The 25,145-nt window shown below is 69.0% G+C and carries 26 protein-coding genes; 4 read left to right on the top strand and 22 right to left on the bottom strand.

All coding sequences use genetic code 11. The annotated features are described in order from the left end of the window. Positions 1 to 59 precede the first annotated feature (59 nt). Complete coding sequence (locus ACIA49_RS25225) at positions 60 to 1,049, top strand: ArsR/SmtB family transcription factor (RefSeq protein WP_396379776.1); 990 nt, start codon at positions 60 to 62, stop codon at positions 1,047 to 1,049. 2 nt (positions 1,050 to 1,051) lie between these two features. Here ACIA49_RS25225 and ACIA49_RS25220 read toward each other — a convergent pair whose 3' ends face one another. The 9 genes from ACIA49_RS25220 to ACIA49_RS25180 form a co-directional block, all read right to left on the bottom strand. Next, positions 1,052 to 3,079 carry a primosomal protein N' gene (locus ACIA49_RS25220; protein WP_396379775.1) on the bottom strand — a complete coding sequence of 676 codons (2,028 nt, stop codon included), beginning with the start codon at positions 3,077 to 3,079 and terminating at the stop codon, positions 1,052 to 1,054. 113 nt (positions 3,080 to 3,192) lie between these two features. Further along, complete coding sequence (gene metK / locus ACIA49_RS25215) at positions 3,193 to 4,386, bottom strand: methionine adenosyltransferase (RefSeq protein ID WP_396379774.1); 1,194 nt, start codon at positions 4,384 to 4,386, stop codon at positions 3,193 to 3,195. 229 nt (positions 4,387 to 4,615) lie between these two features. After that, on the bottom strand, positions 4,616 to 5,293 hold the full coding sequence (locus ACIA49_RS25210; RefSeq protein ID WP_396379773.1) for a DUF1707 domain-containing protein: 678 nt from the start codon (positions 5,291 to 5,293) through the stop codon (positions 4,616 to 4,618). Positions 5,294 to 5,333: 40 nt separating this feature from the next. Beyond that, positions 5,334 to 6,638, bottom strand: coding sequence for a bifunctional phosphopantothenoylcysteine decarboxylase/phosphopantothenate--cysteine ligase CoaBC (gene coaBC / locus ACIA49_RS25205; RefSeq protein ID WP_396379772.1), 1,305 nt, complete (start codon positions 6,636 to 6,638; stop codon positions 5,334 to 5,336). Positions 6,639 to 6,672: 34 nt separating this feature from the next. After that, on the bottom strand, positions 6,673 to 6,978 hold the full coding sequence (gene rpoZ / locus ACIA49_RS25200; protein ID WP_391545211.1) for a DNA-directed RNA polymerase subunit omega: 306 nt from the start codon (positions 6,976 to 6,978) through the stop codon (positions 6,673 to 6,675). A gap of 2 nt (positions 6,979 to 6,980) precedes the next feature. Continuing rightward, positions 6,981 to 7,604, bottom strand: a complete 624-nt coding sequence (gene gmk, locus ACIA49_RS25195) for a guanylate kinase (RefSeq protein WP_396380003.1) — start codon at positions 7,602 to 7,604, stop codon at positions 6,981 to 6,983. Positions 7,605 to 7,654: 50 nt separating this feature from the next. Continuing rightward, positions 7,655 to 7,969: an integration host factor, actinobacterial type gene (gene mihF / locus ACIA49_RS25190; RefSeq protein ID WP_171678710.1), complete on the bottom strand. Its 315-nt coding sequence runs from the start codon at positions 7,967 to 7,969 to the stop codon at positions 7,655 to 7,657. Between the two features lie 83 nt (positions 7,970 to 8,052). Further along, a complete protein-coding gene (locus tag ACIA49_RS25185) occupies positions 8,053 to 8,424 on the bottom strand; it encodes a hypothetical protein (protein ID WP_396379771.1) in 372 nt (123 codons plus the stop codon). Further along, positions 8,400 to 9,326 carry an EamA family transporter gene (locus ACIA49_RS25180; protein WP_396379770.1) on the bottom strand — a complete coding sequence of 309 codons (927 nt, stop codon included), beginning with the start codon at positions 9,324 to 9,326 and terminating at the stop codon, positions 8,400 to 8,402. Before ACIA49_RS25180 ends, ACIA49_RS25185 begins: the two co-directional genes overlap by 25 nt. A 68-nt stretch (positions 9,327 to 9,394) precedes the next feature. Here ACIA49_RS25180 and ACIA49_RS25175 point away from each other — a divergent pair, with 68 nt between their 5' ends. Further along, positions 9,395 to 10,243 carry a LysR family transcriptional regulator gene (locus ACIA49_RS25175; RefSeq protein ID WP_396379769.1) on the top strand — a complete coding sequence of 283 codons (849 nt, stop codon included), beginning with the start codon at positions 9,395 to 9,397 and terminating at the stop codon, positions 10,241 to 10,243. Here ACIA49_RS25175 and ACIA49_RS25170 read toward each other — a convergent pair. From ACIA49_RS25170 to pyrR, 9 genes are all read right to left on the bottom strand, one after another. After that, entirely contained in the window at positions 10,224 to 11,192 is a 969-nt protein-coding gene (locus tag ACIA49_RS25170) for a DUF4037 domain-containing protein (RefSeq protein ID WP_396379768.1), read from the bottom strand. The genes ACIA49_RS25175 and ACIA49_RS25170 overlap by 20 nt on opposite strands. Positions 11,193 to 11,297: 105 nt before the next feature. Next, positions 11,298 to 12,134, bottom strand: a complete 837-nt coding sequence (gene pyrF / locus ACIA49_RS25165) for an orotidine-5'-phosphate decarboxylase (protein WP_396379767.1) — start codon at positions 12,132 to 12,134, stop codon at positions 11,298 to 11,300. Between the two features lie 14 nt (positions 12,135 to 12,148). Beyond that, the gene (locus ACIA49_RS25160; protein ID WP_396379766.1) at positions 12,149 to 13,237 is read right to left on the bottom strand and encodes a quinone-dependent dihydroorotate dehydrogenase; all 1,089 of its coding nucleotides are present in this window, start codon (positions 13,235 to 13,237) and stop codon (positions 12,149 to 12,151) included. Beyond that, positions 13,221 to 16,529, bottom strand: coding sequence for a carbamoyl-phosphate synthase large subunit (gene carB / locus ACIA49_RS25155; protein ID WP_396379765.1), 3,309 nt, complete (start codon positions 16,527 to 16,529; stop codon positions 13,221 to 13,223). Before carB ends, ACIA49_RS25160 begins: the two co-directional genes overlap by 17 nt. Continuing rightward, complete coding sequence (gene carA / locus ACIA49_RS25150) at positions 16,529 to 17,650, bottom strand: glutamine-hydrolyzing carbamoyl-phosphate synthase small subunit (protein WP_396379764.1); 1,122 nt, start codon at positions 17,648 to 17,650, stop codon at positions 16,529 to 16,531. Before carA ends, carB begins: the two co-directional genes overlap by 1 nt. Continuing rightward, on the bottom strand, positions 17,647 to 18,150 hold the full coding sequence (locus ACIA49_RS25145; RefSeq protein ID WP_396379763.1) for a hypothetical protein: 504 nt from the start codon (positions 18,148 to 18,150) through the stop codon (positions 17,647 to 17,649). Before ACIA49_RS25145 ends, carA begins: the two co-directional genes overlap by 4 nt. Further along, positions 18,147 to 19,436 (bottom strand): dihydroorotase, encoded by a 1,290-nt coding sequence (locus ACIA49_RS25140; protein ID WP_396379762.1) that lies wholly within the window; start codon positions 19,434 to 19,436, stop codon positions 18,147 to 18,149. Before ACIA49_RS25140 ends, ACIA49_RS25145 begins: the two co-directional genes overlap by 4 nt. Beyond that, the gene (locus ACIA49_RS25135) at positions 19,433 to 20,374 is read right to left on the bottom strand and encodes an aspartate carbamoyltransferase catalytic subunit (protein WP_396379761.1); all 942 of its coding nucleotides are present in this window, start codon (positions 20,372 to 20,374) and stop codon (positions 19,433 to 19,435) included. The genes ACIA49_RS25140 and ACIA49_RS25135 overlap by 4 nt, the downstream gene beginning before the upstream one ends. Then, on the bottom strand, positions 20,374 to 20,997 hold the full coding sequence (pyrR, locus tag ACIA49_RS25130; protein ID WP_396379760.1) for a bifunctional pyr operon transcriptional regulator/uracil phosphoribosyltransferase PyrR: 624 nt from the start codon (positions 20,995 to 20,997) through the stop codon (positions 20,374 to 20,376). The genes ACIA49_RS25135 and pyrR overlap by 1 nt, the downstream gene beginning before the upstream one ends. A 205-nt stretch (positions 20,998 to 21,202) precedes the next feature. Here pyrR and ACIA49_RS25125 point away from each other — a divergent pair, with 205 nt between their 5' ends. Then, entirely contained in the window at positions 21,203 to 21,718 is a 516-nt protein-coding gene (locus tag ACIA49_RS25125; protein WP_391545226.1) for a transcriptional regulator, read from the top strand. Between the two features lie 247 nt (positions 21,719 to 21,965). Here ACIA49_RS25125 and nusB read toward each other — a convergent pair whose 3' ends face one another. Beyond that, the gene (gene nusB, locus ACIA49_RS25120; protein ID WP_396379759.1) at positions 21,966 to 22,376 is read right to left on the bottom strand and encodes a transcription antitermination factor NusB; all 411 of its coding nucleotides are present in this window, start codon (positions 22,374 to 22,376) and stop codon (positions 21,966 to 21,968) included. Positions 22,377 to 22,382: 6 nt separating this feature from the next. Continuing rightward, the gene (gene efp / locus ACIA49_RS25115; RefSeq protein WP_396379758.1) at positions 22,383 to 22,946 is read right to left on the bottom strand and encodes an elongation factor P; all 564 of its coding nucleotides are present in this window, start codon (positions 22,944 to 22,946) and stop codon (positions 22,383 to 22,385) included. Positions 22,947 to 23,042: 96 nt separating this feature from the next. Between efp and ACIA49_RS25110 the strand changes: the two genes are divergently transcribed. Next, complete coding sequence (locus tag ACIA49_RS25110) at positions 23,043 to 23,810, top strand: hypothetical protein (protein ID WP_396379757.1); 768 nt, start codon at positions 23,043 to 23,045, stop codon at positions 23,808 to 23,810. Here ACIA49_RS25110 and fxlM read toward each other — a convergent pair. Both fxlM and ACIA49_RS25100 read right to left on the bottom strand, forming a co-directional pair. Next, positions 23,776 to 24,600, bottom strand: coding sequence for a methyltransferase, FxLD system (gene fxlM / locus ACIA49_RS25105; protein WP_396379756.1), 825 nt, complete (start codon positions 24,598 to 24,600; stop codon positions 23,776 to 23,778). The genes ACIA49_RS25110 and fxlM overlap by 35 nt on opposite strands. Positions 24,601 to 24,602: 2 nt before the next feature. Next, a complete protein-coding gene (locus ACIA49_RS25100; protein WP_396379755.1) occupies positions 24,603 to 25,100 on the bottom strand; it encodes a MarR family winged helix-turn-helix transcriptional regulator in 498 nt (165 codons plus the stop codon). Between the last annotated feature and the right edge of the window lie 45 nt (positions 25,101 to 25,145).

Raw genomic sequence — 25,145 nt, 5'->3', positions numbered from 1 at the left:
GATGATTAGCCTGTGGACTAATCCTGTCGGTCGGCCGGAGAGCGCTCTACGATGATCTCGTGATCACGCTGAGGCTGAACGCGGGCGACGTGGGCCGGATCCGGTTCGCGCTCTCCCCGATCTGGGAAGCGGTCACCAGCGTCCGGGCGCTGAGCAACAACACGGCGCGCAGCGTGCACGGACCCTGGCTGCAGAAGATCCGGCCGATCATCGAGGGGCCGGACCTGACGTTGCTCAGGGCCCTTATTCCGCCGGACGGCTACATCCCGGACTTCATGACGCCCGCTCCCCCGCGCCGCTCCACCAGCCTCGAGTCCGGCCTGGCCGCGATCGCGGCGACACCGCACGACCTGGTGGCGCGCGAGCTGCACACCTTGTACGTCGACAACCCGCATCCGCTGATACCACCGCTGATCAGAGATCCGGAGAGAGCGGTCTCCGAGATCACCGCGGCGCTCGCGTCGTACTTCCGGCGCGCGATCGAGCCCGACTGGCGACGGATGCGGGCGCTGCTGCAGGAGGATCTCGCGTTCCGGCTGGACGAGCTGGCCAGTGGCGGGATCGACCGGCTGTTCCGCAATCTGCATCCGGTGGTCCGGTTCCACGGGGACACGATCGAGATCGACCGGCCGTATTGCTGCGACGGCGAACCCCTTGCCGGACAAGGCGTTCTGTTGGTGCCGTGCGTGTTCACCTGGCCGGCCGCGTTGCCGGTGACCGGAGCGCCGCACGTCCCGACCATCACCTACCCGCCGCGCGGCCTCGGCCGGCTGTGGGAGGACCGCCAGGACACCACTGACTCCCCGCTCGCCGATCTCGTCGGCCGTACCCGGGCCGCCATCGTCAGCCACCTCGACCTGCCGATGTCGACCACCCATCTGGCCCACCAGCTAGGCGTCTCCGCCCCCACCCTCAGCGTCCACCTGAGCATCCTCCGCAACGCCGGCCTGGTCGACTCCCGCCGCGACGGCCGCGCCGTCCTCTACCACCGCACCCGCCTAGGCACCCAACTCCTCGCCGCCGCCAACCCGCTCGCCGACACCGCCTGACCTCAGCCGAAGCTTGGGGGATCTACCTGGATGCGGACGGAGCCGGGGTTCTTCTTGGTGGTGCGGGCGGCCTGGGCCTCTTTGAGGGCCCGCGCCAGTTGGGGGCCGGCAGCTCGAGGAGTGCGGACGATCGCTCGCACGGTTTCGTCGTCGACCTCGACCGGACCCAGCACCTCGAGTCCAGCGGCGGCAGGCAACAGAGGACGAAGGCGGTCGATGAGGTCGGTGACGGCCACTGATGGACCGGTGAGTTCGGCGAGTTTGGCGGCCGGCGCCAGGCGCGCCGTACGGCGTTCTTCGATCTCGCGGGTGGCGAACCCTTCGGGACTCCAGCGGACGATCGCCTGCAGCGGGATATCGGAAGGATCGCCGACCAGGATGACCTGTCCGCCGTCGCGAGCCGGACGGACAAGGGCGGCTGCGTTGAGCCACCGGCGGACGGCTTCTTCAGGCGCGCGGAGGTCAGGGCGCGACAACATCAGCCACGTGTCCATCAGCAGCGCCGCGGTATAGCCGCCCTCGGCAACCGGTTCGGCTCCTGGCGTGGTGACGATCAGGGCCGGCTTGCCCGAGATGTGGTCGAGCATGTGCTCGCTGCCCGACGTCCGCACGACGATGCCGGGAAACGCTCGGCCCAGCTCCTCCGCCGTACGGAGTGCACCAACGACGGCGGCGCGCATCCGGGTGTCACCGCACTCCGGGCAGCGGTGGTCTGCGGCCGGGCGACCGCAGATGCTGCAGCTCGCTGGCCCGGAACCGCCAGTACGACGCAGAGTCCCGGCACACGTCGCACAGCGGGACGGCGCACGACACGTCTGGCAGACCAGGCTCGGCAGATACCCGGCGCGAGGAACCTGGATCAGTACCGGCCCCGTCTTCAGCCCTTCCCGCGCGATCTCGAACGCGCGGTGCGGGATGCGCGCCGCCCGGGCCGCCGGGTCGCGGGCCAGTTCGCGATCCGACTCCCCCGTGATGTGCACCTCCGGCGCCGCGGTCCGGATCACCGTGCGATCCGCGATCAGCTCCGCCGCGAACCCCGACTCGATCACCGCCGCTGCCTCGGCCGACCGAGCGAACCCGCCGAACAACGCCGCACAGCTCTGCTTGAACGCCCGCAGCAACAGCACTTCACGAGCATGCGGGTACGGCGCGCGCTGCTCGGCGTACGAGTCGTCACCGTCGTCCCACATCGCCACGAGCCCCAGGTTCGCGACCGGCGCGAAGGCCGCGGCCCGTGTCCCGATCACCACCCGCGCATTGCCTCGCACCGCCGCCAGGAACGCCCGGTAGCGCGCGGTCGGCCCCAGATCGGCCGACAGCACGACGAAGCCGCCTTCGCCGAGCACCGCCGTACAGGCTGCCGCCAGTCGCTCGAGGTCGCGCGCATCAGGCGCCAGCAGCAACGCACCGCGACCTGCCGCCGAACACACAGCCGCAGCTTGGGCGAAGGCGAGCGGCCAGTCAGCCCCCGGTACGGCGGTCCAGACCGCGCGCGGCGTCTCCGCACGGGCGAGCGCGTCGAGAAAGCCCGGCGGGTACGGCGACCACTCCGACCGCGACGTGGACACGGGCGGCCGCGGGGGCTGGTCACAGCGCAACGGCTCGGCCTCGACCTTGGCGTGTCTGGGCGGGACGGCCAAGCGGGTGACGTCGGCCAGGACACCGGCGTACCGGTCGGCGACCGCACGGCACAGGTCAGCGATCTCTGGAGTCAGCACCTGCTCGGGTGAGACGACCTTGCGGATCCGGGAGAGCTTGCCGTCGTGGTCGGACTCGGCCAGCCGCTCCAGCACGAACCCGTCCAGGTCCTTGCCGGCGAACCGCACCTTCACCCGCGCACCAGGCTGGGCCGCGTCGGCCAGGTCGTCGCCGACGAGGTAGTCGAACGGCCGGTCCAGATGCGGGAGTGAGAGGTCGACCGCGATCCGGGCCACCGGCAACGACGAGGTGATCCCGGCGGGTTCCTTCGTCCGGGATTTGCGCACAGTGTCCCGCAGCAGCGTCAGTTGCTCCGGCGGGTCCGATGTCACCGGCAAATGCTAGTCGGCCGGACCGACACTCCGTCGCACGCCGCCCCCAGCCTGTGGACAAAGCAGCGGCCCGGCTCCCCCCAAGGGCAACCGGGCCGTGCCAATCGTCGTACCTACTTGCTGACCGCGGCCTTGAGCGCCTCGACGCGGTCGGTGCGCTCCCAGGTGAAGTCCTCGCCGGTGCGGCCGAAGTGGCCGTTCGCGGCGGTCTGGGCGTAGATCGGGCGGAGCAGGTCCAGGTCGCGGATGATCGCGGCCGGGCGCAGGTCGAAGACCTCGGCGACGGCGGCGGCGATCTGCGCGACCGGGATCTTCTCGGTCCCGAACGTGTCGACGTAGAAACCGACCGGCGCGGCCTTGCCGATCGCGTACGCGACCTGGCACTCGACGCGGTCGGCCAGCCCGGCCGCGACGATGTTCTTCGCCACCCAGCGCATCGCGTACGCCGCGGAGCGGTCGACCTTCGACGGGTCCTTGCCGGAGAACGCGCCGCCACCGTGGCGGGCCATGCCGCCGTAGGTGTCGATGATGATCTTGCGGCCGGTCAGGCCGGCGTCGCCCATCGGGCCGCCGACCTCGAAGCGGCCGGTCGGGTTCACCAGCAGCTTGTAGTTGGTCGCGTCGATGTCGAACTGCTCGAGCACCGGGTCGACGACGTGCTTCTTGATGTCCGGCGACAGCATCGACTCGAGGTTGATGTCGGCGGCGTGCTGGCTGGAGACCACCACGGTGTCGATCCGGACCGCCTTGTCACCGTCGTACTCGACCGTGACCTGGGTCTTGCCGTCCGGGCGCAGGTAGGCCAGCGTGCCGTCCTTGCGGACCTCGGTCAGCCGTGCGGACAGCCGGTGCGCGATGGTGATCGGCAGCGGCATCAGCTCCGGCGTCTCGTTGGACGCGTAGCCGAACATCAGCCCCTGGTCGCCTGCCCCCTGCAGGTCCAGCTCGTCCTTCGACGCGTCCGAGCGCGTCTCGTACGCCGTGTCGACCCCCTGCGCGATGTCCGGCGACTGGCTGCCGATCGCGACCGACACCCCACAGGACGCGCCGTCGAACCCCTTCAGCGACGAGTCGTAGCCGATCTCCAGGATGCGCTTGCGCACGATCCCGGGGATGTCGACGTACGCCGACGTGGTGACCTCGCCGGCCACCACGACCAGACCGGTCGTGACGAGTGTCTCGACCGCGACGCGGCTCTTCGGGTCCGCCGTCAGCAGCGCGTCGAGAATGGAGTCGCTGATCTGGTCAGCGATCTTGTCCGGATGACCTTCGGTCACCGACTCGGACGTGAAAAGGCGGCTCGCCACAGTTCTCCCTCGGTTCCTCTTTGTGCCACGCGGCCGCTCCCGCGGCCCCGCGATCCCCCCATGCACCGACGGTTGGCGATGCATCTTCGGCGAGTATGCCAGCCAATCCGGGCAGAGTCCCGGGGACGCTCCGAATCCGTCCGAATCCCGGGACTCCTGTCCATATATCAGACAGGCGAGGTGATCTCAGGCGTGCGGGACGACCGTGATCTCCCCCACTGGTGAGGTCTTACTGTTCTGGATCGTCCAGCTCGCGGCGCGCTTTGCGCTCGGCCTTGAGCCTGCGGCGCTCCGCCTTGGTCACCTTGCGCTCCACCTCGACACCGCCCCAGAACGAGAACCCGGTCACCACGACGCGCGGAGCGCCCGGCGTACCGATGCCTGTCGCACTGTGGTCGAAACCGCCCATGATGCCGACGCCACGCACCTCCAGGTCGACCTCCGGCGGGACGATCACGCTGATCCCGCCCATCACCGCGAAGGCCCGGATCACGGTCACCGGCGCCTCGAAGTTCGCCTCCCGCAGGTCGATCTTGCCGCCGCCCCAGAACGCGGTCGCGGTGAACCGGCGGGCGATCGTCCAGACGCCCTTGCGCTCGAAGCCGCCCATGATCGCGATCCCGGTCCCCGAGGTCGGCAGGCCGCCGATCCGGTCATCAGCCGGTACGACGGCCGCCGCCGGCTGGACGTGGACCGGCAGATCGTAGACGAGCTGGTCGAGTTCGGCGTGGGTGCGGGCCGAGTGCGCATCCTCGAGCCGCGACTCGAACTCGACCAACTGGAGCCGACCCTCGGCCAACGCGTCCCGCAGGATGTCGGCGATCCGCTCTCGGTCAGCATCCGACGCACGCAGTTCCACCGGCGCAGGGACGGCGGGCGGTTCAGGGAGTGGCGGCTCAGAAACCATGGTCCAAGCCTAGATCGTCGGGCCGAGCAGAAGTCCTGGTTCAGGACCAGTGGGTGGCGACGAGATTCCAGATCACGCCGGCCAACGCGTCCTTGCTCCCGGAGGGGACGGGGAGAGCGCTCCCCGAGCGATCCAGGATGACCGCCTCGTTGTTGTCACTGCCGAAGACCTTGCCGCCGGAGACGTCGTTGACGACGAGCAGGTCGCAGCCCTTGCGCTCGAGCTTGGCCCGGCCGAGCTCAAGCACCGAGTGCTCCGCGTCGCCGGTCTCGGCGGCGAATCCGACGATCACCTGCCCGGTACGGCGGCGGTCGTGCGCGACGGTCGCCAGGATGTCCGGGTTCTGCACCAGCGTGACCGCGGGCACCGAACCGTCCGCGGTCTTCTTGATCTTGTGCTCGGCGACATCGGCCGGGCGGAAGTCGGCCGGCGCGGCCGCCATCACGATCGCGTCGGCATCAGCCGCGCGGCCGGTGATCTCGTCGTACAGGTCGCGGGTGCTGGTGACGGGGACGACCTGGACGCCGGCCGGGTCGGCGAGCTCGGAGTTGGCCGCGACCAGGGTGACCTTGGCGCCGCGGGCGGCCGCGATCCGGGCCAGCGCGTAGCCCTGCTTGCCGGACGAGGAGTTGCCGAGGTAGCGGACCGGGTCGAGGTGCTCGCGGGTGCCGCCGGCGCTGATGAGGACGTGCTTGCCGGTCAGATCGGCGACCGACTGACCTGCTGCGCGCGCTGCTTCGTCGGCGAGCATCAGCTGGCTGATCGCGAAGATCTCCGAGGGTTCGGGCAGCCGTCCGCGGCCGGTGTCGGCGCCGGTGAGCCGGCCGACCGCCGGTTCGAGCACGGTGATGCCGCGCGAACGCAGGGTCGCCACGTTGGCCTGGGTGGCCGGGTGCTCCCACATCTCGGTGTGCATCGCGGCCGCGAACAGGATCGGGCAGCGCGCCGTCAGCAGCGTGTTGGTGAGCAGGTCGTCGGCCAGACCATGCGCGGCCTTGGCGATCAGGTTGGCCGTGGCCGGCGCGACGACGACCAGCTCGGCCGCCTTTCCGATCCGCACATGCGGCACTTCCTGCACGTTGTCGAACGGATCCGCGGTGACCGGCTGCCCGGACAGTGCGGCCCAGGTCGCCGCACCGACGAACTCCAGCGCGGCCGCGGTCGGCACCACGCGAACGCTGTGGCCCGACTCGGTCAGCCGCCGCAGCAGGTCACAGACCTTGTACGCCGCGATCCCGCCGCCGACGCCCAGCACGACATTCGGCTTGACCTTGGGAACGCCCGAAACCCCCGGGGCGGTCGCCTCGCCGGGGGTGGGGTGCGGTGTGTCACCGGACACGGACAAAGCAAGCTCCGATCACCGGCGTCATCGCGAGTGGTTAGGCGGTCTTCTCCGCGGCCGCGGCTTCCGCCTCGGCCTCGGGGTCGATGTCCGTGCAGGTCAGGACGCCCTCGTTGATCTCGCGCATCGCGATCGAGAGCGGCTTCTCCTGGACGTGGGTCTCGACCAGCGGACCGACGTACTCCAGCAGGCCCTCGCCGAGCTGGGAGTAGTAGGCGTTGATCTGCCGCGCACGCTTGGCCGAGTACAGAACCAGCTTGTACTTGGAGTCGGTGTGGGTGAGCAGGTCGTCGATCGGCGGAGAGGTGATACCGATGGCAACGACAGGCTGGGTGCCAGACAAGTTCAGCTCTTTCCAGAGATGTGGGGTGATCGGATCAACTTTACCAAGTGATCGGAGGCTTCCCGAACCGAGGCGTTCACGATCGTGACGTCGAACTCCTTCTCGGCGGCCAGTTCCAGCGTCGCCGTCTCCAGCCTACGCTCCCGCTCCTCGGCCGTTTCGGTCCCGCGACCGACCAGACGCCGTACCAGCTCGTCCCACGACGGCGGGGCCAGGAAGACGAAATGCGCCTCCGGCATCGTCTCGCGGACCTGCCGCGCGCCCTGCAGGTCGATCTCGAGCAGCGCCGGGCGGCCCTCGGCCAGCTTGTCCAGCACCGGCTGCTTGGGCGTCCCGTACCGGGCGGCCTTGTGCACGACCGCCCACTCGAGCAGCTCACCGGCGGCGATCATCCGGTCGAACTCCTCGTCGGAGACGAACAGGTAGTGCACGCCGTGCACCTCGTTCGGGCGCGGCTTGCGGGTGGTCGCCGAGACCGAGATCCAGATGTCGGGGAACCGCTCCCGGATGTCGGCCGCGACCGTGCCCTTGCCGACCGCGGTCGGTCCGGCCAGCACGGTCAGCCGCGCCGGGCCGGGCCCGTCGGCGGCGGGGGTCGGGTCCTGGCTCAGGTTCTCGGAGTCCATGGTCATCGTCACACCAGTGTCCAACGAGCCGGCCAGGGTTTCGGTGCGGCTCACTCGGCGAATTCGCGCATCAGCGCGGCGATCTGGTTGGACCCGAGGCCGCGGACCCGCCGCGTCTCGGAGATTCCGGCCCGCTCCATGATCTGCTGGGCGCGCACCTTGCCCACGCCGGGGATGCACTGCAGCAGGGCGCTGACCCGCATCTTGCCGATCACGTCGTTGGTCTGCCCCTCGTGGAGCACCTCCGTCGGAGACGCTCCCGAGTGCCGGATCCGGTTCTTGATCTCGGCTCGCTCGCGCCGCGCCGCCGCGGCCTTGTCCAGAGCCGCCGCTCGCTGCTCCGGGGTCAAAGAAGGAAGTGGCACCGTTTCACCTGTCCCGTTGTATGGCTTCGCAAGGGAACCTAACACGGCTCCGGCCACCCACAGGACCCGATCACGGCACGCCGTCAGTTGAGCGCCGGAAGGTCGACCTTGCAGGCGTCCTTCGCGTGCGTCGTGATCGCCTTGTACGCCGTCAGCACGGTGCCGGTCTGCCGGCTCAGCCGGGCCAGCTCGACGCGGTCCGAACCGGCCTTCTGCGCCTTCTCGGCGAACGTCACGACGACTGCCCAGTCGTCCTTCACGTCGGCCGGCGCGGACTCCTGGAGCTTCTTGGCGTCGTCCAGGATCTTCACGTAGTCGGCCGCCTTGGTCGGGTCGACACCCGTCGCGCCGGCGGCGTACCCGGCCAGATCCACGCAGTACGCCTGCTCCTCGGTGCAGGAGGTGAGCAGCGCGGTCGTTGCGAGCAGGGTCACGGCAGTGGCGATGGTTCGCATACCGGGACGCTACCGGCCGTCACCAACCGATCGGAAACGGATACTTTCCGGCGCCGCCGGCCGGCGGACACCGCGACGACGTTCGCGGCGACGATCACCGCGATCGCGATCCAGTCCGGTACGGCGAGTTGCTGGTGCAGGACGACGTACCCGACGAAGGCAGCGAGCACCGGGTTGATGCTCATGAAGACACCGAAGAACTGGGCCGGGACCCGCCGCAGTGCGAGCACGTCGAGCAGGAACGGGACGGCCGAGGACAGGACGCCGGCTGTGAGCGCGTACGCGACGGCTGCGAGCGTCGGCGGGTGGTGGTAGAGCACCACTGCCCCGACCGGTACGTAGGCCAGTCCGGACACCGCTGCAGCTGCTGCCGAGCCCGTGGCGCCGGGGAGCTCGCGGCCCACTGTGCGATTCAGGAGGATGTAGCAGGCCCAGCAGGCGGCAGCGAGCAACCCGAACGCGACGCCGAGGTAGTCGGTGGTCGCCTGCGGACGAGTCAGCACCAGTACGGCGGGAGCCGCGGCCAGCGCGCACACCAGATCGATCACCCGCCGTGAGCCGAGCAGTGCGACCGCGAGTGGGCCGAGGAACTCCAGCGTGACGGCGAGGCCAAGTCCGACCCGGTCGATCGCGGTGTAGAGCGAGACGTTCATGACCGCGAAGACGAGAGCCAGCGCGAGGATGGGTCGCCATTGGCGCGCGGTGATCTGCCGGAGCCGCGGCCGTCCGACTGCCAGCAGCACGACCCCGGCCATCCATTGCCGGATCGCCACGACGCCGACCGGGCCGATCACGGGGAAGGCCTGAGCGGCCACCGAGGCGCCGACCTGGCTCGACAGGCCGCTGGTCAGCATCAGCAGGACTCCGGACAGGCGGGAGTCGGATTCGGTCGGGGTGCGCATGCTGCGAGCGTGCGCTCACCCCAGCGATCCGCAAAATGCAACAGCCCGGGGATCTATACGCTGTGGTTATGGATGTGGAGCTGCGACAACTGCGGTGCCTGGTCGCCGTGGTCGACGCGGGCACATTCACCGATGCCGGGATCGAGTTGGGGATCAGCCAGGCGGCGGTCTCGCGTAACGTGCTCTCGCTGGAAGAGCGGCTCGGGGTGCGGCTCCTCCACCGAACCAGCCGCTCGGTGACGCCGACGAGCGCGGGCATCCGTGTGCTGGCGCGAGCGCGGCAGCTGCTCACCGACGTCGAGGACTTGGTTCGCGAGGCAACGAGTGGACACACCCGGTTGCGACTGGGCCACGCATGGTCGGCGCTCGGCCGGCACACGGCCGAGTTCCAGCGGCGGTGGGCGGCTGAGCACCCGGGCATCGAACTCCAACTCGTCCGTACCAACACCGCCACCGGCGGTCTGGCCGAAGGGCTCTGCGACCTCGCCGTCGTCCGGGCCCATCTCGACCTGCGCCGCTTCGCCCACATCACCATCGCGCAAGAGGACCGGTACGCCGTCCTCCCCGCCGACGACCCGTTGACCCGCAAACGCACGGTCACCCTCGACCAGTTGCGTGACCGCGTCCTCGTCATCGATCGCCGTACCGGCAGCACCACGATCGACCTGTGGCCCGAAGACGCCCGCCCGCGGATCGAACACATCCAGGAAGTGGACGACTGGCTCACGGCGATCGCATCCGGCCGCTGCATCGGCGTGACCGCCCAAGCCACCACCACGCAGTACCGCCGCGACGGCATCGTCTACCGCCGCCTCCGCGACGCTCCCCCGGTCGACGTCCACCTCATCTGGCACCGCCACGACCCACACCCCGCCACCCAAGCAGCCGTCGATCTCCTCACGACGCTGTACGGATGAAGGCGGTGCCGGCGAGGCGATCGGCCGGCCTCCAGAGCACATTGCGGATCCGATCGATGCCGCCCACCGGCCAGCGCTGCGCGATCTCCTGGACGCGCGGGTCCGAGATCGTCGCGGAGAGCGCTCCCGGGAAATCTCCCCACACGGTCTTGAACGGCCGCCCGAACATGTCCTCGAGCCCGAGCTCGACCGGCTCGGTGATCCCGCTGCGGTTGTACAGCTCGCCGATCGCCCGATAGGCGAGCTGTAACGCCTGCTCGCGATCCTGCCAGTTGCCGGTGCAGAGCACCGCCTGCAGCAGCGGCACCAGTGCGGGTCCACAGTCCAGCCGAGCGAACGCCGTACCGAACCATTTCACGTACGGCGCGTAGCGGCGCTCGATCAGGAAGCACACCCGCATCAAATCCTCGACCAGCGTGGCCGCCACCAGACCGGACCCGAGTTCGTCACCGACATATCCGGTCCGGCCGACGTGATTGAGCTCCGGATGAACACGCCACCAGGCGGCGATCAGCAAATAGCGCCAGACGTCGTCCGGGTAATAGGCCAGCCGGTTCCGGACGGCCCGCAGACCGAGGTCGTCGCGGAAGACCTCGCCGGCGGTAAGGATTCCGAGCTGCTGCTCCGGCACGGCGAACCAGTCCTCGACGGCGATCCCGGCCAGCGGATCGAAGCCGAGCTGCTCGACGAAGAAGCCCGCGACGGTGTGCTTGTCGAGGTGTGTGCTGCGGCCGAGGAACTTCTCCGGCAGCTCCACGGTGACTGCGGACGGGTCCTCGACGAACAGCACGACGCGCGCTTCGCAGTTGTGGTCGGCCGACATCTCGTCGTCGTACCCGAGCACTTCCGACCCGCGCCCGAGCAGCGCCGCGCTGTGCGGTACGTCGAGCTGGGGACCCACCACCTCGGCGTAGAACCGCCGGCACAATTCCAGCCCCGAAATTCCCATGCCGAGAAAGATCGCACAGCCGGAACCGGAAATTCAAGAGAAAAAGAAAAAGAGCGCGAAATTCATCGCGCCCTTTCACAAAGGATATTCTATCGCGAAATAGCCCTAATAGCCAAGGACCGTTCGGTACGCGTCGTTGGCCCGATCGGCCGCGGCCTGCAGACCGGCCGCGTCCGGCCCGGCGCCGAGGATCTCCCGCGAGCTGGACGGTACGACGTTGCGCACCGCGTCGCCGAAGACCTCCCGCAGCCCGTCGGCCGTACCGCCCTGGGCGCCGAGCCCGGGGGCCAGCAGCGGACCGCGGATGTCGAGGTCCTCCTCGGTGGACGAGATGGTCGCACCGACGACCGCGCCGAACGAACCGAGCTCGGCGGCCTCGGCGTTCAGTTCACGCAGGCCGTCCAGCACCGCACCGGCCACGGTCGGACCGGCCGCGGTGCGCGCGGACTGGAACTGCGGTCCCTCCGGGTTCGAGGTCAGCGCGAGCACGAACAGCCCCGCGCCCGCCGCGCGGGCCTCGTCGATCGCCGGCTGCAGCGAACCGAAGCCGAGGTAGGGGCTGACCGTCAGCGCGTCACACGCCAGCGGCCCCTTCTCGGCCAGGTACGCCGCCGCGTAGCCGGCCATCGTCGTACCGATGTCGCCCCGCTTGGCATCGATGATCACCAGCGCCCCGGCTTCGCGGAGCCGGATCGTCGCCTGCTCCAGGACGGCGATGCCCGCCGAGCCGAAGCGTTCGAAGAACGCCGACTGCGGCTTGAAAACCCCGACCCGATCGGCGAGTGCGTCGACCACCGTGTAGGTGAACGACGCCAGGCCCTCGGCGGTGTCCGGCAGGCCCCACTGGTCCAGCAGGTGCTGGTGTGGGTCGATGCCGACGCACAACGGTCCGCGCGCGTCCATGATCGCCCGGAGGCGGGTGCCGAAGGGTTCGTTCCTCATGTCCGTCTCCAAGCTCATGAAAGTCTCCTGTTGATCTGACGAATCAAGCCGGGGCCGCGGTAGATCAGGCCCGAGTAGACCTGCACCAAGCTGGCTCCGGCGTCCAGCAGGCGCTGGGCATCGGAGGGCTCGAGGATCCCGCCGACGCCGATGATCGGGAGCGCTCCCCCGGTTTCCGCGTGGATGTGCGCGACCGTCTTGGCCGCGATCTCGGTCAGCGGCCGTCCGGACAACCCGCCGGCCTCAGCAGCCAGCGGGTGCGATTCCACACCGGCCCGGCCGATGGTGGTGTTGGTGGCGATGATGCCCGCGATACCGACGTCCGTGCAGACCTGCAGCAGTTCGTCGATCGCCGACGGGGTGAGGTCGGGCGCGATCTTCACCAGGATCGGCTTGGCACCGGGCCGGCCACCGCCGTCTCCACCCGTCCCAGCCCCTGCCCCACCTAGCGCCTCCCCCTCCGCGCGCAGCGCGGTCAACAGCTCGCGCAGCTGCCCGGAGTCCTGGAGAGAGCGCAATCCCGGCGTGTTCGGCGACGACACGTTGACCGCGAAGTAGTCGCCGTACTGGTAGAGCCGGCGCAGCGACATCACGTAGTCGTCGACGGCCTGGTCCAGTGGCGTCACCTTCGACTTGCCGATCGAGACACCCAGCGGGTACCCGAGCGGCCCGTACGCCGACAACCGCTCGGCCAGCGCCGCCGACCCGAGGTTGTTGAACCCCATCCGGTTGATCACGGCCTCGTCCTCGACCAGCCGGAACAGCCGCGGCTTCTCGTTCCCCGGCTGCGGTTGCGCGGTCACCGTGCCGACCTCGACGAACCCGAACCCGAGCGCCCGCCAGGCCGGCAACGCGATCCCGTTCTTGTCCATCCCCGCCGCCAGCCCGACCGGCCCCGGGAACCGGATCCCGAAGACTGTCCGCGCAGCGCCCGCCGGGATCGCCCCGAAAGATCGCGAGAGAGCGCTCACCGCGCCGGGAACGCGCCCGAGCCGACGCAGGCCGTGCAGCGTCTGCTCGTGCGCGATCTCCGCATCACCCTTGCCCAGCCGGTACAGCACCGGGCGCAGGACCTTGCCGTACAAACTAGCCACGTTCGCCACGGATCCGCGGTACCCAGTCCTGCAGCGAGCGCACCCCGATGTCCCCGGTCCGCTGCGCCTCGATCCCCTGTACGGCGGCCGCGAGCCCCTGCACCGTGGTGATGCACGGGATGTTGCGCGCCACCGCCGCCGAGCGGATCTCGTACCCGTCCAGTCGTGGCGAGCCGCCCTGGGTGATCCCGATCGGCGTGTTGACGATCAGGTTCAGCTCACCGTCCTGGACCATCTGCACGATCGTGGGCTCACCGTTCGGGCCCGGTCCCTGGCTGCTCTTGCGAACCGTGACCGCGTCGACCCCGTTGCGGCGCAGGACATCCGCCGTACCTTCGGTCGCGTAGATCTGGAAGCCCAGATCGGCCAGCCGCTTCACCGGGAAGATCATGTGCCGCTTGTCCCGGTTGGCCACCGACACGAACACCTTGCCCGAGCCCGGCAGCGGCTGCGAGGCCCCGGCCTGCGACTTGGCGAAGGCGATCCCGAAGGTGTCGTCGAAGCCCATCACCTCACCGGTCGAGCGCATCTCCGGCCCGAGCACGGTGTCCACCGACCGGCCGTCGATGGTGCGGAACCGGTTGAAGGGCATCACGGCTTCCTTCACCGCGATCGGCGCGTTCGGCGGCAGCGTCCCGCCGTCACCAGTAGCCGGCAGCATCCCCTCGGCCCGCAACTCGGCGATCGAAGCACCGAGCATCACTCGGGCCGCGGCCTTGGCCAGCGGCGTCGCCGTCGCCTTCGAGACGAACGGCACCGTCCGCGACGCCCGCGGGTTCGCCTCCAGCACGTAGAGCACGTCGCCGGCGAGCGCGTACTGCACGTTCAGCAAGCCCCGTACTCCGACGCCGCGTGCGATCGCCTCGGTCGACTGCCGGATCTTCTCGATGTCGGCGTTCCCGAGCGTGATCGGCGGCAGGGCGCACGACGAGTCGCCCGAGTGCACCCCGGCCTCCTCGATGTGCTCCATCACGCCGCCCAGGAACAGTTCGTTCCCGTCGAAGAGCCCGTCGACGTCGATCTCGACCGCGTCGTCGAGGAACCGGTCGACCAGCACCGGGTGCTCGAAGGCCTGGCCGCCGCCGAGCCGCTCCAGCGCCGCGCTCAGTTCGTCGCGGCTGTAGACGATCTCCATCCCGCGCCCACCGAGCACGTACGACGGCCGGACGAGCACCGGGAACCCGATCTCCTCGGCGACCCCGTGTGCTTCCTCCGCAGAGAGCGCGATCCCGTGCTTCGGCGCGGGCAGGTTGGCGGCCGCGAGGACCTTGCCGAACGCACCCCGCTCCTCGGCCAGGTGGATCGCGGCCGGCGACGTCCCGACGATCGGTACGCCGGCGTCGGCGAGCCGCTGCGCCAGCCCCAGCGGGGTCTGACCACCCAACTGGACGATCACTCCGGCGACCGGGCCGGCCTGCATCTCGGCGTACACGATCTCGAGGACGTCCTCGCAGGTGAGCGGCTCGAAGTACAGCCGGTCGGAGGTGTCGTAGTCGGTCGAGACCGTCTCCGGGTTGCAGTTGACCATGATCGTGCAGTAGCCGGCGTCGCGCAGTGCCATCGAGGCGTGCACACACGAGTAGTCGAACTCGATGCCCTGCCCGATCCGGTTCGGCCCCGAGCCGAGGATCAGGACGGCGGGCTCGGTCCGCGGCGCGACCTCGCTCTCCTCGTCGTACGACGAGTAGTGGTACGGCGTCGTGGCCGCGAACTCGGCCGCACAGGTGTCGACCGTCTTGTAGACCGGCCGGATGCCCAGCGCCTGCCGGACACCCCGGACGACGTCCTCGGTCAGCCCGCGGATCTCGGCCAGCTGCAGGTCGGAGAACCCGTGCCGCTTGGCAAGCCTGATCACCTCGGGCGTCAGCCGCGGCGCGGCAGCGACCTGGAGAGCGGTCTCGTGGATCAGGTACATCTGGTCCACGAACCACGGGTCGATCTTCGTCGCGTCGAAGATCTGCTCCGGCGTCGCCCCGGCCCGGATCGCGTCCATGATGATCCGCAGTCGCCCGTCCTGCGGCGTCTTAATTGCCTCCAGCAACGACTCCAGATCGGTGGACGGATCGCCGGCCCAGGTGAACCGGGCCTCCGGCTTCTCCAGCGACCGCAGCGCCTTCTGCAGCGCCTCGGTGTAGTTGCGGCCGATCGCCATCGCCTCGCCGACGCTCTTCATGTGCGTGGTCAGCGTGGCGTCCGCGGCCGGGAACTTCTCGAACGCGAACCGCGGCACCTTCACCACCACGTAGTCCAGCACCGGCTCGAAGCTGGCCGGGGTCTGCTGGGTGATGTCGTTCGGGATCTCGTCGAGGGTGTAGCCGATGGCCACCTTCGCGGCGATCTTCGCGATCGGGAAGCCGGTCGCCTTCGAGGCCAGCGCGGACGAGCGCGACACCCGCGGGTTCATCTCGATCACGATCAGCCGGCCGTCGGCCGGGTTCACCGCGAACTGGATGTTGCAGCCGCCGGTGTCGACGCCGACCTCGCGGATGATGCCGATCGAGAGGTCGCGCATGATCTGGTACTCGCGATCCGTCAGCGTCATCGCCGGCGCGACCGTGACCGAGTCACCGGTGTGCACCCCCATCGGGTCGACGTTCTCGATCGAGCAGATGATCACGACGTTGTCGGCCTTGTCGCGCATCACCTCCAGCTCGTACTCCTTCCACCCGAGGATCGATTCCTCGATCAGCACCTCGGTGGTCGGCGAGGCGTGCAGGCCGGCCCCGGCGATCTGCCGCAGGTCCGACTCGTCGTAGGCCATCCCGGAGCCGACGCCGCCCATCGTGAACGAGGGCCGCACCACCAGCGGGTAGCCGAGCTCGTCGGCCGCGCCCATCACGTCGTCGAGGGTGTGGCAGATGACCGAGCGCGCGGTCTCGGCGCCGAGCTTCTCGACGATCTGCTTGAACGACTCGCGGTTCTCCCCGCGCTGGATCGCGTCGACGCTCGCGCCGATCAGCTCCACGCCGTACTTCTCCAGGACGCCGTTGTCGTGCAGCGCGATCGCCGCGTTCAGCGCGGTCTGGCCGCCCAGGGTGGCGAGCAGCGCGTTCGGGCGCTCCTTCTCGATCACCTTCTCGACGTACTCAGGCGTGATCGGCTCGACGTACGTGGCGTCGGCGAACTCCGGGTCGGTCATGATCGTGGCCGGGTTGGAGTTCACCAGGATGACCCGGAACCCCTCCTCCCGCAGTACCCGGCAGGCCTGGGTGCCGGAGTAGTCGAACTCGCAGGCCTGGCCGATCACGATCGGGCCGGAGCCGATGACGAGGACCGACTCGATATCTGTACGACGTGGCATCAGGCCCGCCCCTCCATCAGTTCTACGAAGCGGTCGAACAGGTACGCCGAATCGTGCGGCCCTGCTGCGGCTTCGGGGTGGTACTGCACAGAGAACGCGAGCACCCGGCCGTCATGACCGGTGAGCTTGAGTCCTTCGACGACGTTGTCGTTCAGCGAGACGTGGCTGACCTCGGCCGGCCCGTACGGCGTCTCGATCGTCCCCTCGAGCGGAGCGTCGACCGCGAAGCCGTGGTTCTGCGCCGTGATCTCGACCTTGCCGGTGGCGCGATCCAGCACCGGCTGGTTGATCCCGCGGTGCCCGTACTTGAGCTTGAAGGTCCCCAGCCCGAGCGCGCGGCCGAACACCTGGTTACCGAAGCAGATCCCGAAGTACGGCGTACCGCGCTCCAGCAACGCCTTCAGCAGCGTGGTCGGGTGCTCGGTGGTCTCGGGGTCACCGGGACCGTTGCTCATGAAGATGCCGTCCGGGTTCACCGCCAGCACCTCCTCGAGCGTCGCGGTGGCGGGCAGCACGTGCACCTCGATGCCGCGCTCGGCCATCCGCTTCGGCGTCATCGCCTTGATGCCCAGGTCGAGGGCGACCACGGTGAACCGCTTCTCCCCTTCGGCAGCAACGACGTACGGCTCGAAGGTGGTGACCTCCGAGGCCAGATCGGAACCGGCCATCCCGGGCTGCTCGAGCACCTTCGCCAGCAGCTCCGCCGGGTCGAGCACCGTGGTGGAGATCCCGGCCCGCATCGCGCCGCGTTCGCGCAGGTGCCGGGTCAGCGCGCGGGTGTCGATCCCCGAGATGCCGACGATGCCCTGTGACTTCAGCTGGTCGTCGAGCGAGCGGGTGGCGCGCCAGTTGGACGGCACGCGGGCAGGGTCGCGGACGACGTACCCGGCGACCCAGATCTTGTGCGACTCGTCGTCCTCGTCGTTCACCCCGGTGTTGCCGATGTGCGGCGCCGTCTGGGTGACGATCTGACGGTGGTAGGACGGGTCGGTCAGCGTCTCCTGGTAGCCGGTCATCCCGGTGGTGAACACCGCCTCGCCGAAGGTCTCGCCGGTGGCCCCGTACGACGTACCGGCGAACGACCGGCCGTCCTCGAGCACGAGGAGTGCGGGCTGGCTCATGATTGCTCGGCTCCGATCAAGGTCGCGATGGATTCGGTCAGGGGTGCGGTGTCGGCCTTGCGACGGGGGCGGAAGCCGGTGTCCAGCTCCTTGCCGTCGTGGCTCCAGGTGACCACCACCAGGCCGGACTTCTCCGCGGTCACCTTGCCGGCGATGCCACGGTCGGTCCGGACGGCGGTCAGGTGGTCGGCGGGGATGAAGACATCCGCCGCGCCCTGCCGGTGGAAGATCAGGCCGGCCTCACTGACGGCCAGGTCCGCGGTACTGCGGACGCCCAGTTCGTGCACGGCGATCCGGTCCATCCAGTCGCCGGCCGACGTGGTGGCGACGTACACGCCTTCCACGCCGCGGGTCTTGTCCCCGGAAGTCTGCACGGGCACCTCGGGCAGCGGTGCCAGCTCGGACTGCCGGGCCTGGCGGTTCCGCCAGCCCCGGTACATGCCGAAGTACGCGGCAGCGATCACCAAGACCGTGCCGGCAATGCCTAGGAACGTCTTCACTTCGCCTGCCCGTTCAGGACCGTCGGTTCGCCCCGCAGGAACGTCGCGACCACCTTGCCCGGCAGCGTCATCCCATGGAACGGCGTGTTCCGCGACAGCGATGCGGACTCGGCCGACTTGATCTCCCGCTGCGCGGCCGGATCCACCAGTACGACGTTCGCCGGAGCACCCGCCGTGAGCGGCTGACCGTGGTCGCTGATCTGGCCGATCGCGGCCGGGCGGTAGCTCATCCGGTCGGCGACGTCGGCCCAGGTCAGCAGCTTGGTGTCGACCATCGCGTGCTGAACCACCGACAGAGCGGTCTCCAGGCCGAGCATGCCGAACGCGGCCGCGCTCCACTCGCAGTCCTTGTCCTCGACCGGGTGCGGCGCGTGGTCGGTGGCGACGATGTCTATGGTGCCGTCGGCCAGGCCCTCGCGGACCGCCTCGACGTCCTCCTTGGTGCGCAGCGGCGGGTTCACCTTGAAGACCGGGTTGTAGGTGCTGGCCATGTCCTCGGTCAGCAGCAGGTGGTGCGGGGTGACCTCGGCGGTCACCTCGAGCCCGCGCTTCTTGGCGGCCCGGACGATGTCGACCGAACCCTTGGTGGACAGGTGGCAGATGTGCAGCTTGGAGCCGACGTGGTGGTTGAGCAGGATGTCGCGGGCGATGATCGCCTCCTCGGCGACACTCGGCCAGCCCTGCAGTCCGAGAACGCCGGAGAGAGCTCCCTCGTTCATCTGCGCGCCCTTGGTCAGGCGCGGCTCCTGCGCGTGCTGGGCGATGGTGCCACCGAAGGCCTTCACATACTCGAGGGCGCGTCGCATCAGTGCCGCGTCCCAGACGCAGTCGCCGTCGTCAGAGAAGACCCGGACGCGGGCTGCCGAGTCCGCCATCGCGCCGAGCTCGGCCAGCTGCGTGCCCTGGCGGCCGACCGTGACCGCGCCGATCGGGAACACGTCGGCGTACCCGGCCTCGCGCCCGAGGCGCCAGACCTGCTCGACGACGCCGGCGGTGTCGGCGACCGGGTCGGTGTTGGCCATCGCGAACACGGCGGTGAACCCGCCGAGCGCGGCGGCACGAGTACCGGTGAGAACGGTCTCAGCGTCCTCGCGACCCGGCTCCCGCAGGTGCGTGTGCAGGTCGACCAGCCCCGGCAACGCGATCAGCCCGCTGGCGTCGATGGTCTCCGCATCGGCCGGCGTCTCCAGGCCGGTGCCGACAGCAACGATCTCCCCGTTGTCGATCAGCAGATCCGCCACCTCACCGCCCACAATGCTGGCGCCGGTGATCAAGTACGCGGTCATGCGGTCTGCTCCTCTGAAGATTCGTTGCTACCTGACAACAGCAGATAAAGGACGGCCATCCGGATGGCCACGCCGTTGGTGACCTGTTCGACGATCACCGAGCGGGTGGAGTCGGCGACCTCGGCGCTGATCTCCATGCCGCGGTTCATCGGGCCGGGGTGCAGCACGATCGCCTCGTCGGACAGTTGCGCCATCCGGTGCACGTCGAGTCCGTAGCGGCGGGTGTACTCGCGGGCGCTCGGGAAGAACGCCTCCCCCATCCGCTCGCGCTGAACGCGCAGCATCATCACCGCGTCGCTCTTGGCCAAGACCGAGTCGAAGTCGTACGACGTCGTACAAGGCCACAGCGACATGTCGACCGGCAGCAGCGTCGGCGGGGCGACCACCGTCACCTCGGCACCGAGCGTTGCCAGCAGCAACACGTTGGACCGGGCGACCCGGGAGTGCAGGACGTCGCCCACGATCGTGATCCGGCGGCCGTCCAGCGAGCCGAGGTGGCGGCGCATGGTGAAGGCGTCCAGCAGGGCCTGCGTCGGGTGCTCGTGCGTCCCGTCGCCCGCGTTGACGACCGAGCCGGTCATCCAGCCCGAGGTCGCGAGCAGGTGCGGCGCACCGGAGGAACCGTGCCGGCAGACGACGCCGTCGGCGCCCATCGCCTGCAGGGTCAGCGCGGTGTCCTTCAGGCTCTCGCCCTTGCTGACGCTGGAGCCCTTGGCGGAGAAGTTGATCACATCGGCCGACAGCCGCTTGGCCGCCGCCTCGAACGAGATCCGGGTCCGGGTGGAGTCCTCGAAGAAGAGGTTCACCACGGTCCGGCCGCGCAGGGCCGGCAGCTTCTTGATCGGCCGGTCCGCCAGCGAGCGCATCTCCTCGGCGGTGTCCAGGATCAGCTGAGCCTCGTCCAGACCCAGGTCACCCGCGCTCAGCAAATGCCGCATCAGGACCTCACCTCATCCCTTGCGTCCGAAGAACGGCTACTCGTGGTCGGCGTGTTTTCGGACGTTGCGGGGGTTTTGTCAGCGATCAGTACGGCGTCGGTTCCGTCGTACTCGGTCAGGTGCACGGTGACCCGCTCGACCAGCGAGGTAGGCAGATTCTTGCCCACGTAGTCGGCGCGGATCGGCAGCTCGCGGTGTCCGCGGTCGACCAGGACGGCGAGCTGGACCGCCTTCGGCCGGCCGATGTCGCCGATCGCGTCCAGGGCGGCGCGGATGGTGCGGCCGGAGAACAGCACGTCGTCCACCAGGACCACGACCTTGCCGTCGATTCCGCCTGGCGGAATGTCGGTGTGCTCCAGCGCACGGGCCGGCTTGAGGCCGATGTCGTCGCGATACATGGTCACATCGAGTGACCCTGTGGGCACGCTCTGCCCCTCCACCGCGGCGATCCGCTCGGAGATGCGGGCGGCCAGTCCCACCCCGCGGGTGGGGATACCGAGGAGCACGACAGGGTCGGCACCACGGTTGCGCTCGAGGATCTCGTGCGCGATCCGGGTCAGTGCCCGGGAAATGTCGGAAGCATCCAGCACTGTGCGCGGTACGGGTACCGGGGCAGGGCTCATCGCTACCGTTCCTCCTTTCCTGCCTCTCGGGACAGGTCTTTAAAGGACGTTCGGACCGCTTGACATGGTATCGGATGTGACACGCCGTCTTGACTCTGGCCTCTGGCCCAGAATATTGTTACTCTGTGTAACCGAGGGGGGTTTCACCGACCGGACCGTTTCCAGCGGTCCGGACCACAAGAAAGAGTTCGGAGGGAAGAACCAAGTGCCGAGCGAATACGCGAAGACACTGGGTGGCAAGCTACGCGCCATCCGCCAGCAGCAAGGTCTCTCGCTGCATGGCGTGGAAGAGAAGTCCAAGGGTCGCTGGAAGGCAGTGGTGGTCGGCTCGTACGAGCGCGGCGACCGTGCCGTCACCGTCCAGAAGCTGGCCGAGCTCGCCGATTTCTACGGCGTTCCGGTCGGCGAACTGCTCCCGGGTTCGGCCAAGGCCGCAGCGGCTGCCGCTGCTCCGCCGCGACTGATCCTGGACCTGGAGGCTCTGCACCACCTCGACGCCGGCGACGCCGGTCCGTTGACGCGGTACGCAGCCACCATCCAGGCCCAGCGGGGCGACTACAACGGCAAGGTGCTGTCGATCCGTCAGGACGACATGCGCACCCTGGCGGTCATCTACGACGAGTCGCCGACGACTCTGACCGAGCGCTTCATCTCCTGGGGAGTCCTGAACCCCGAGGCGAAGGGTGACGTCGAAGACACCACCGAGGCTGCCGGCGCCTGAGCGGCGATGACGGTCGGGGCTCGTAGCAGCTTGCCCACGGCCGCCCAGCCCGCTCAACCCCTGCAGTAACGCACTACCAGCACCACCATCGGCAGGATTCACACCTCACCTGCTGAAACGAGGCCGGGGCCGTTCCCCCCGCGCCAGCACCAACGGGGACGCAAGCGCCGGCCCGGGACCGTACCGAGACGGTCACCGGGCCACCGAAGAGGAGTACCAGAGGGCTCGCCCCCCTCGACCCTGCAGGTCAGATGCCGAGTGTCGGCTTCAGCTGCAGCAGCCGGGCCAGCAGCCCGTTCACGAACGCCGGGGACTCGTCGGTCGACAGGTCCCGCGCCAGCGCCACTGCCTCGCTCACCGCGACCACGTCCGGGACCTGGTCGTCGTACAGCAGCTCGTAGGCACCGATCCGCAGGATGTTGCGGTCCACGGCCGGCATCCGGTCCAGCGTCCAGCCCACCGAGTGGGCCGACAGCAGGTCGTCGATCGCGTGGATGTTCTTGGCGACACCCTCGACCAGTGCGACGGTGAACTCGTTCACCGGCGGGTCGTTGTCCTCGATCCGGTCCGGCAGGGTGCCGCCGACCGGCAGCCCCCTGACCTCGGACTCGAACAGGACGTCCAGTGCCCGTTTACGGGCCTTGCTCCGGGCAGACATCGCCGATCAGGACGTAACGCGGCCGAGGTAGTCCCCGGTCCGGGTGTCCACCTTGACCTTCTCGCCGGTGGTCAGGAACAGCGGGACCTGGATCGTGTACCCGGTCTCGAGCTTGGCCGGCTTGGTGCCACCGGTCGAGCGGTCGCCCTGCAGGCCGGGCTCGGTGTACTCCACCAGGAGCTCGACCGAGGCCGGGAGCTCGACGTACAGCGGGAGCTCCTCGTGGACGGCCACGATGGCGTCCTGGTTCTCCAGCAGGAAGTGCGAGGCGTCGCCGACGACCTCGGGGGTGATGCTCACCTGCTCGTAGGTCGAGCTGTCCATGAAGACGTAGGAGCCGCCGTCGTTGTACAGGTACGTCATGTCGCGCTTGTCGACGTTGGCCACCTCGACCTTGACGTCGGCGTTGAAGGTCTTGTCGACGACCTTGCCGCTCAGCACGTTCTTGAGCTTGGTGCGCATGACCGCACCGCCCTTACCGGGCTTGTGGTGCTGGAACCAGACGACAGACCACAGCTGCCCATCCAGGTTGAGCACCATGCCGTTCTTGAGGTCGTTCGTCGAAGCCACGCGGGTATACCCTTCGAAATCGATCAGCGGTAACACCGGATTGTAGCGGTCAGGAGCGGTATCCTCCGACTTGCGCCACTCGCCAGGAGGCCGGACATGGAATTCGCGATCTTCGTCGTGATCTTCGTCGTCGTCTCGATCATCGGTGCGATCAAGAAACAGAGCACCGCGAAGGGGCAGCCGTCGCCGCGCGTGCAGCAGCTGATCGAGCGGATCCAGGCCCAGCAGGGCGGCGGCAATCAGCCCGTCCAGTTCCAGGGCCAGTTCACGCAGCCCACCGGGCAGCCGCAGGGACAGCTCGCAGGCAGTCAGCAGGCCGGCGCCGCACTGCAGGCGCTGATGCAGGCCGGCCGCCAGCACGCACACCCCGGTGAGCGGATGACCCCGGGTCAGCCCGCCCTACCGCAGCAGTACCAGCCCGCGCCGTACCAGCCCGGTCCTTATCAGCCGCCAGCGACTTGGCAGCCGGCGATCCCCCAGCACAACTACCAGCAGCGCGGACCGCAGCCGAAGCCGAACCTGGACGCCCGGGTGCGTGAGCTGATGAAGAGCGGCAACGAGGTCACTGCCGTCCGGGTGCTGTCGGACGAGATGGACCTCGGCTTGCTCGAGGCCCAGCAGTACGCGCGCAACCTCGTCACTCCGGCGACGCCCGCCAAGCAGGCTCCCGCTGCTCAGGTGGTCGAGGACGAGACCCGGTACGTCGGTTCGGCCGCGATCGCGGAGTCGATGTTCGCCGTCGACCGGGACGAGGACACCTGGGCCAGCGGCTGGGTGGACACCCCCGAGCCCGACGACCGCTCGGACATCGACGAGCTCTGGGAGACCGTCAGGAACCCGCCGCGCCCAACCGGCGCACAGTAAAGGTGTGGTGCCGCCGGACCAGATGAATCCCCGGCGGCAGCTCAGCACCAGGCCGATGCGCCTGCACGGACAGCTCGGCTCGCTCCCAAGCTCTGAGGTCCGGTACGTCGTCCTCCGGGTGCGCGCCGACGCCCTGCATGTTCACGAAGCCACATCTGACCGCGGACAAGCTCTCTAGGTGCCCGGCTACCTCTTGGAACGCGACAGACCGCGTCTGCTCCCCCAGCCGCAGCGGTACGACGATGCGGCCGCCTGGCGTGAGCTGGTCGACCCAGGCCGTCGGAATGTCCCAGGCGCCCACCGTCACCACGATGCGGTCGTACGGCGCCTCGTCGGGCACACCGAACTCACCATCTGCCTGTACGACGCGGACATCGTCGTACCCGGCCCTTCTCAGTCCTGCATGGGCACGCCCGACGACGTCCGGGTCGATGTCGACCGTGGTCACTCGTCCGGCCAGCTCTCGTAAGAGGGCGGCGTTATAGCCGCCGGAGCCGATCTCCAGCACGTGATCGTCCGGCCGGATCGCCGCCTGCTCCAGCATGACCGCGACGATGCTCGGCTGCGACACCGAACTGATGACCATGCCGTCGGCGTCGCGCTTCATCGGCACCACGTCATCGGCGTACGCGATCCGGAGTGGTACCCGCGGGACGAACAGGTGCCGTGGGACGGCCTGGAACGCAGCAGCGACTCGCTCGCTCCGGATGCTTCCTTCGGCGACCAGCCGGCGAGTAAGCCGAGCGCGCAGCGAGACAGCCCGGGCTGGGTCGTCTCCGCGCGCTGGCATGGTCAGTCCGTTCTGTCGCCGAGTGACTCGAGCAGCGTCCGTAGGGTGTCCGCGAGCCGCACACGCTCGCTCTTGGACAGTGCGGCGAGCAGACGCTCTTCTGTCTCGAGGTGGGTCGGCAGGACAGCGTCGATGAGTCGGAGGCCTTGAGCGGTCAGAGTCACCTGTACGCCGCGCCCGTCGGTATCACTGGGCTTGCGACTGACCAGCCCGCGCGCCTCCAGCCGGTCCAGCCGCTGCGTGATCGCCCCCGAGGTCACCATGGACGACCGCATCAGGCCGGCCGGCGTCAGAGTGTGCTCGGAGTTGCTCCGGCGCAGAGTGGCCAGTACGTCGAACGAGGCCGAGTCCAGGTCGTGCCGCGCGTAGTTGCGGCGGAGCTCGTTGTCGGTGAGCTGGGCCAGGCGCTTGAGCCGGCCGATCACGGCCATCGGCGAGGCGTCCACGTCCGGACGCTGCTCGGCCCACTGCTCCAGGATCTGGTCGACGTGATCGGGCATGGCTTCACAATAGTCCAGATTGCTTAGCGCTGAGGTATTGAAAAG

The organism is Kribbella sp. NPDC051587 (genome assembly GCF_044453945.1).
GTDB lineage: Bacteria > Actinomycetota > Actinomycetes > Propionibacteriales > Kribbellaceae > Kribbella.
Note: the sequence above shows the minus strand (reverse complement) of the source record. Positions and strands in the feature narration are given on the sequence as shown.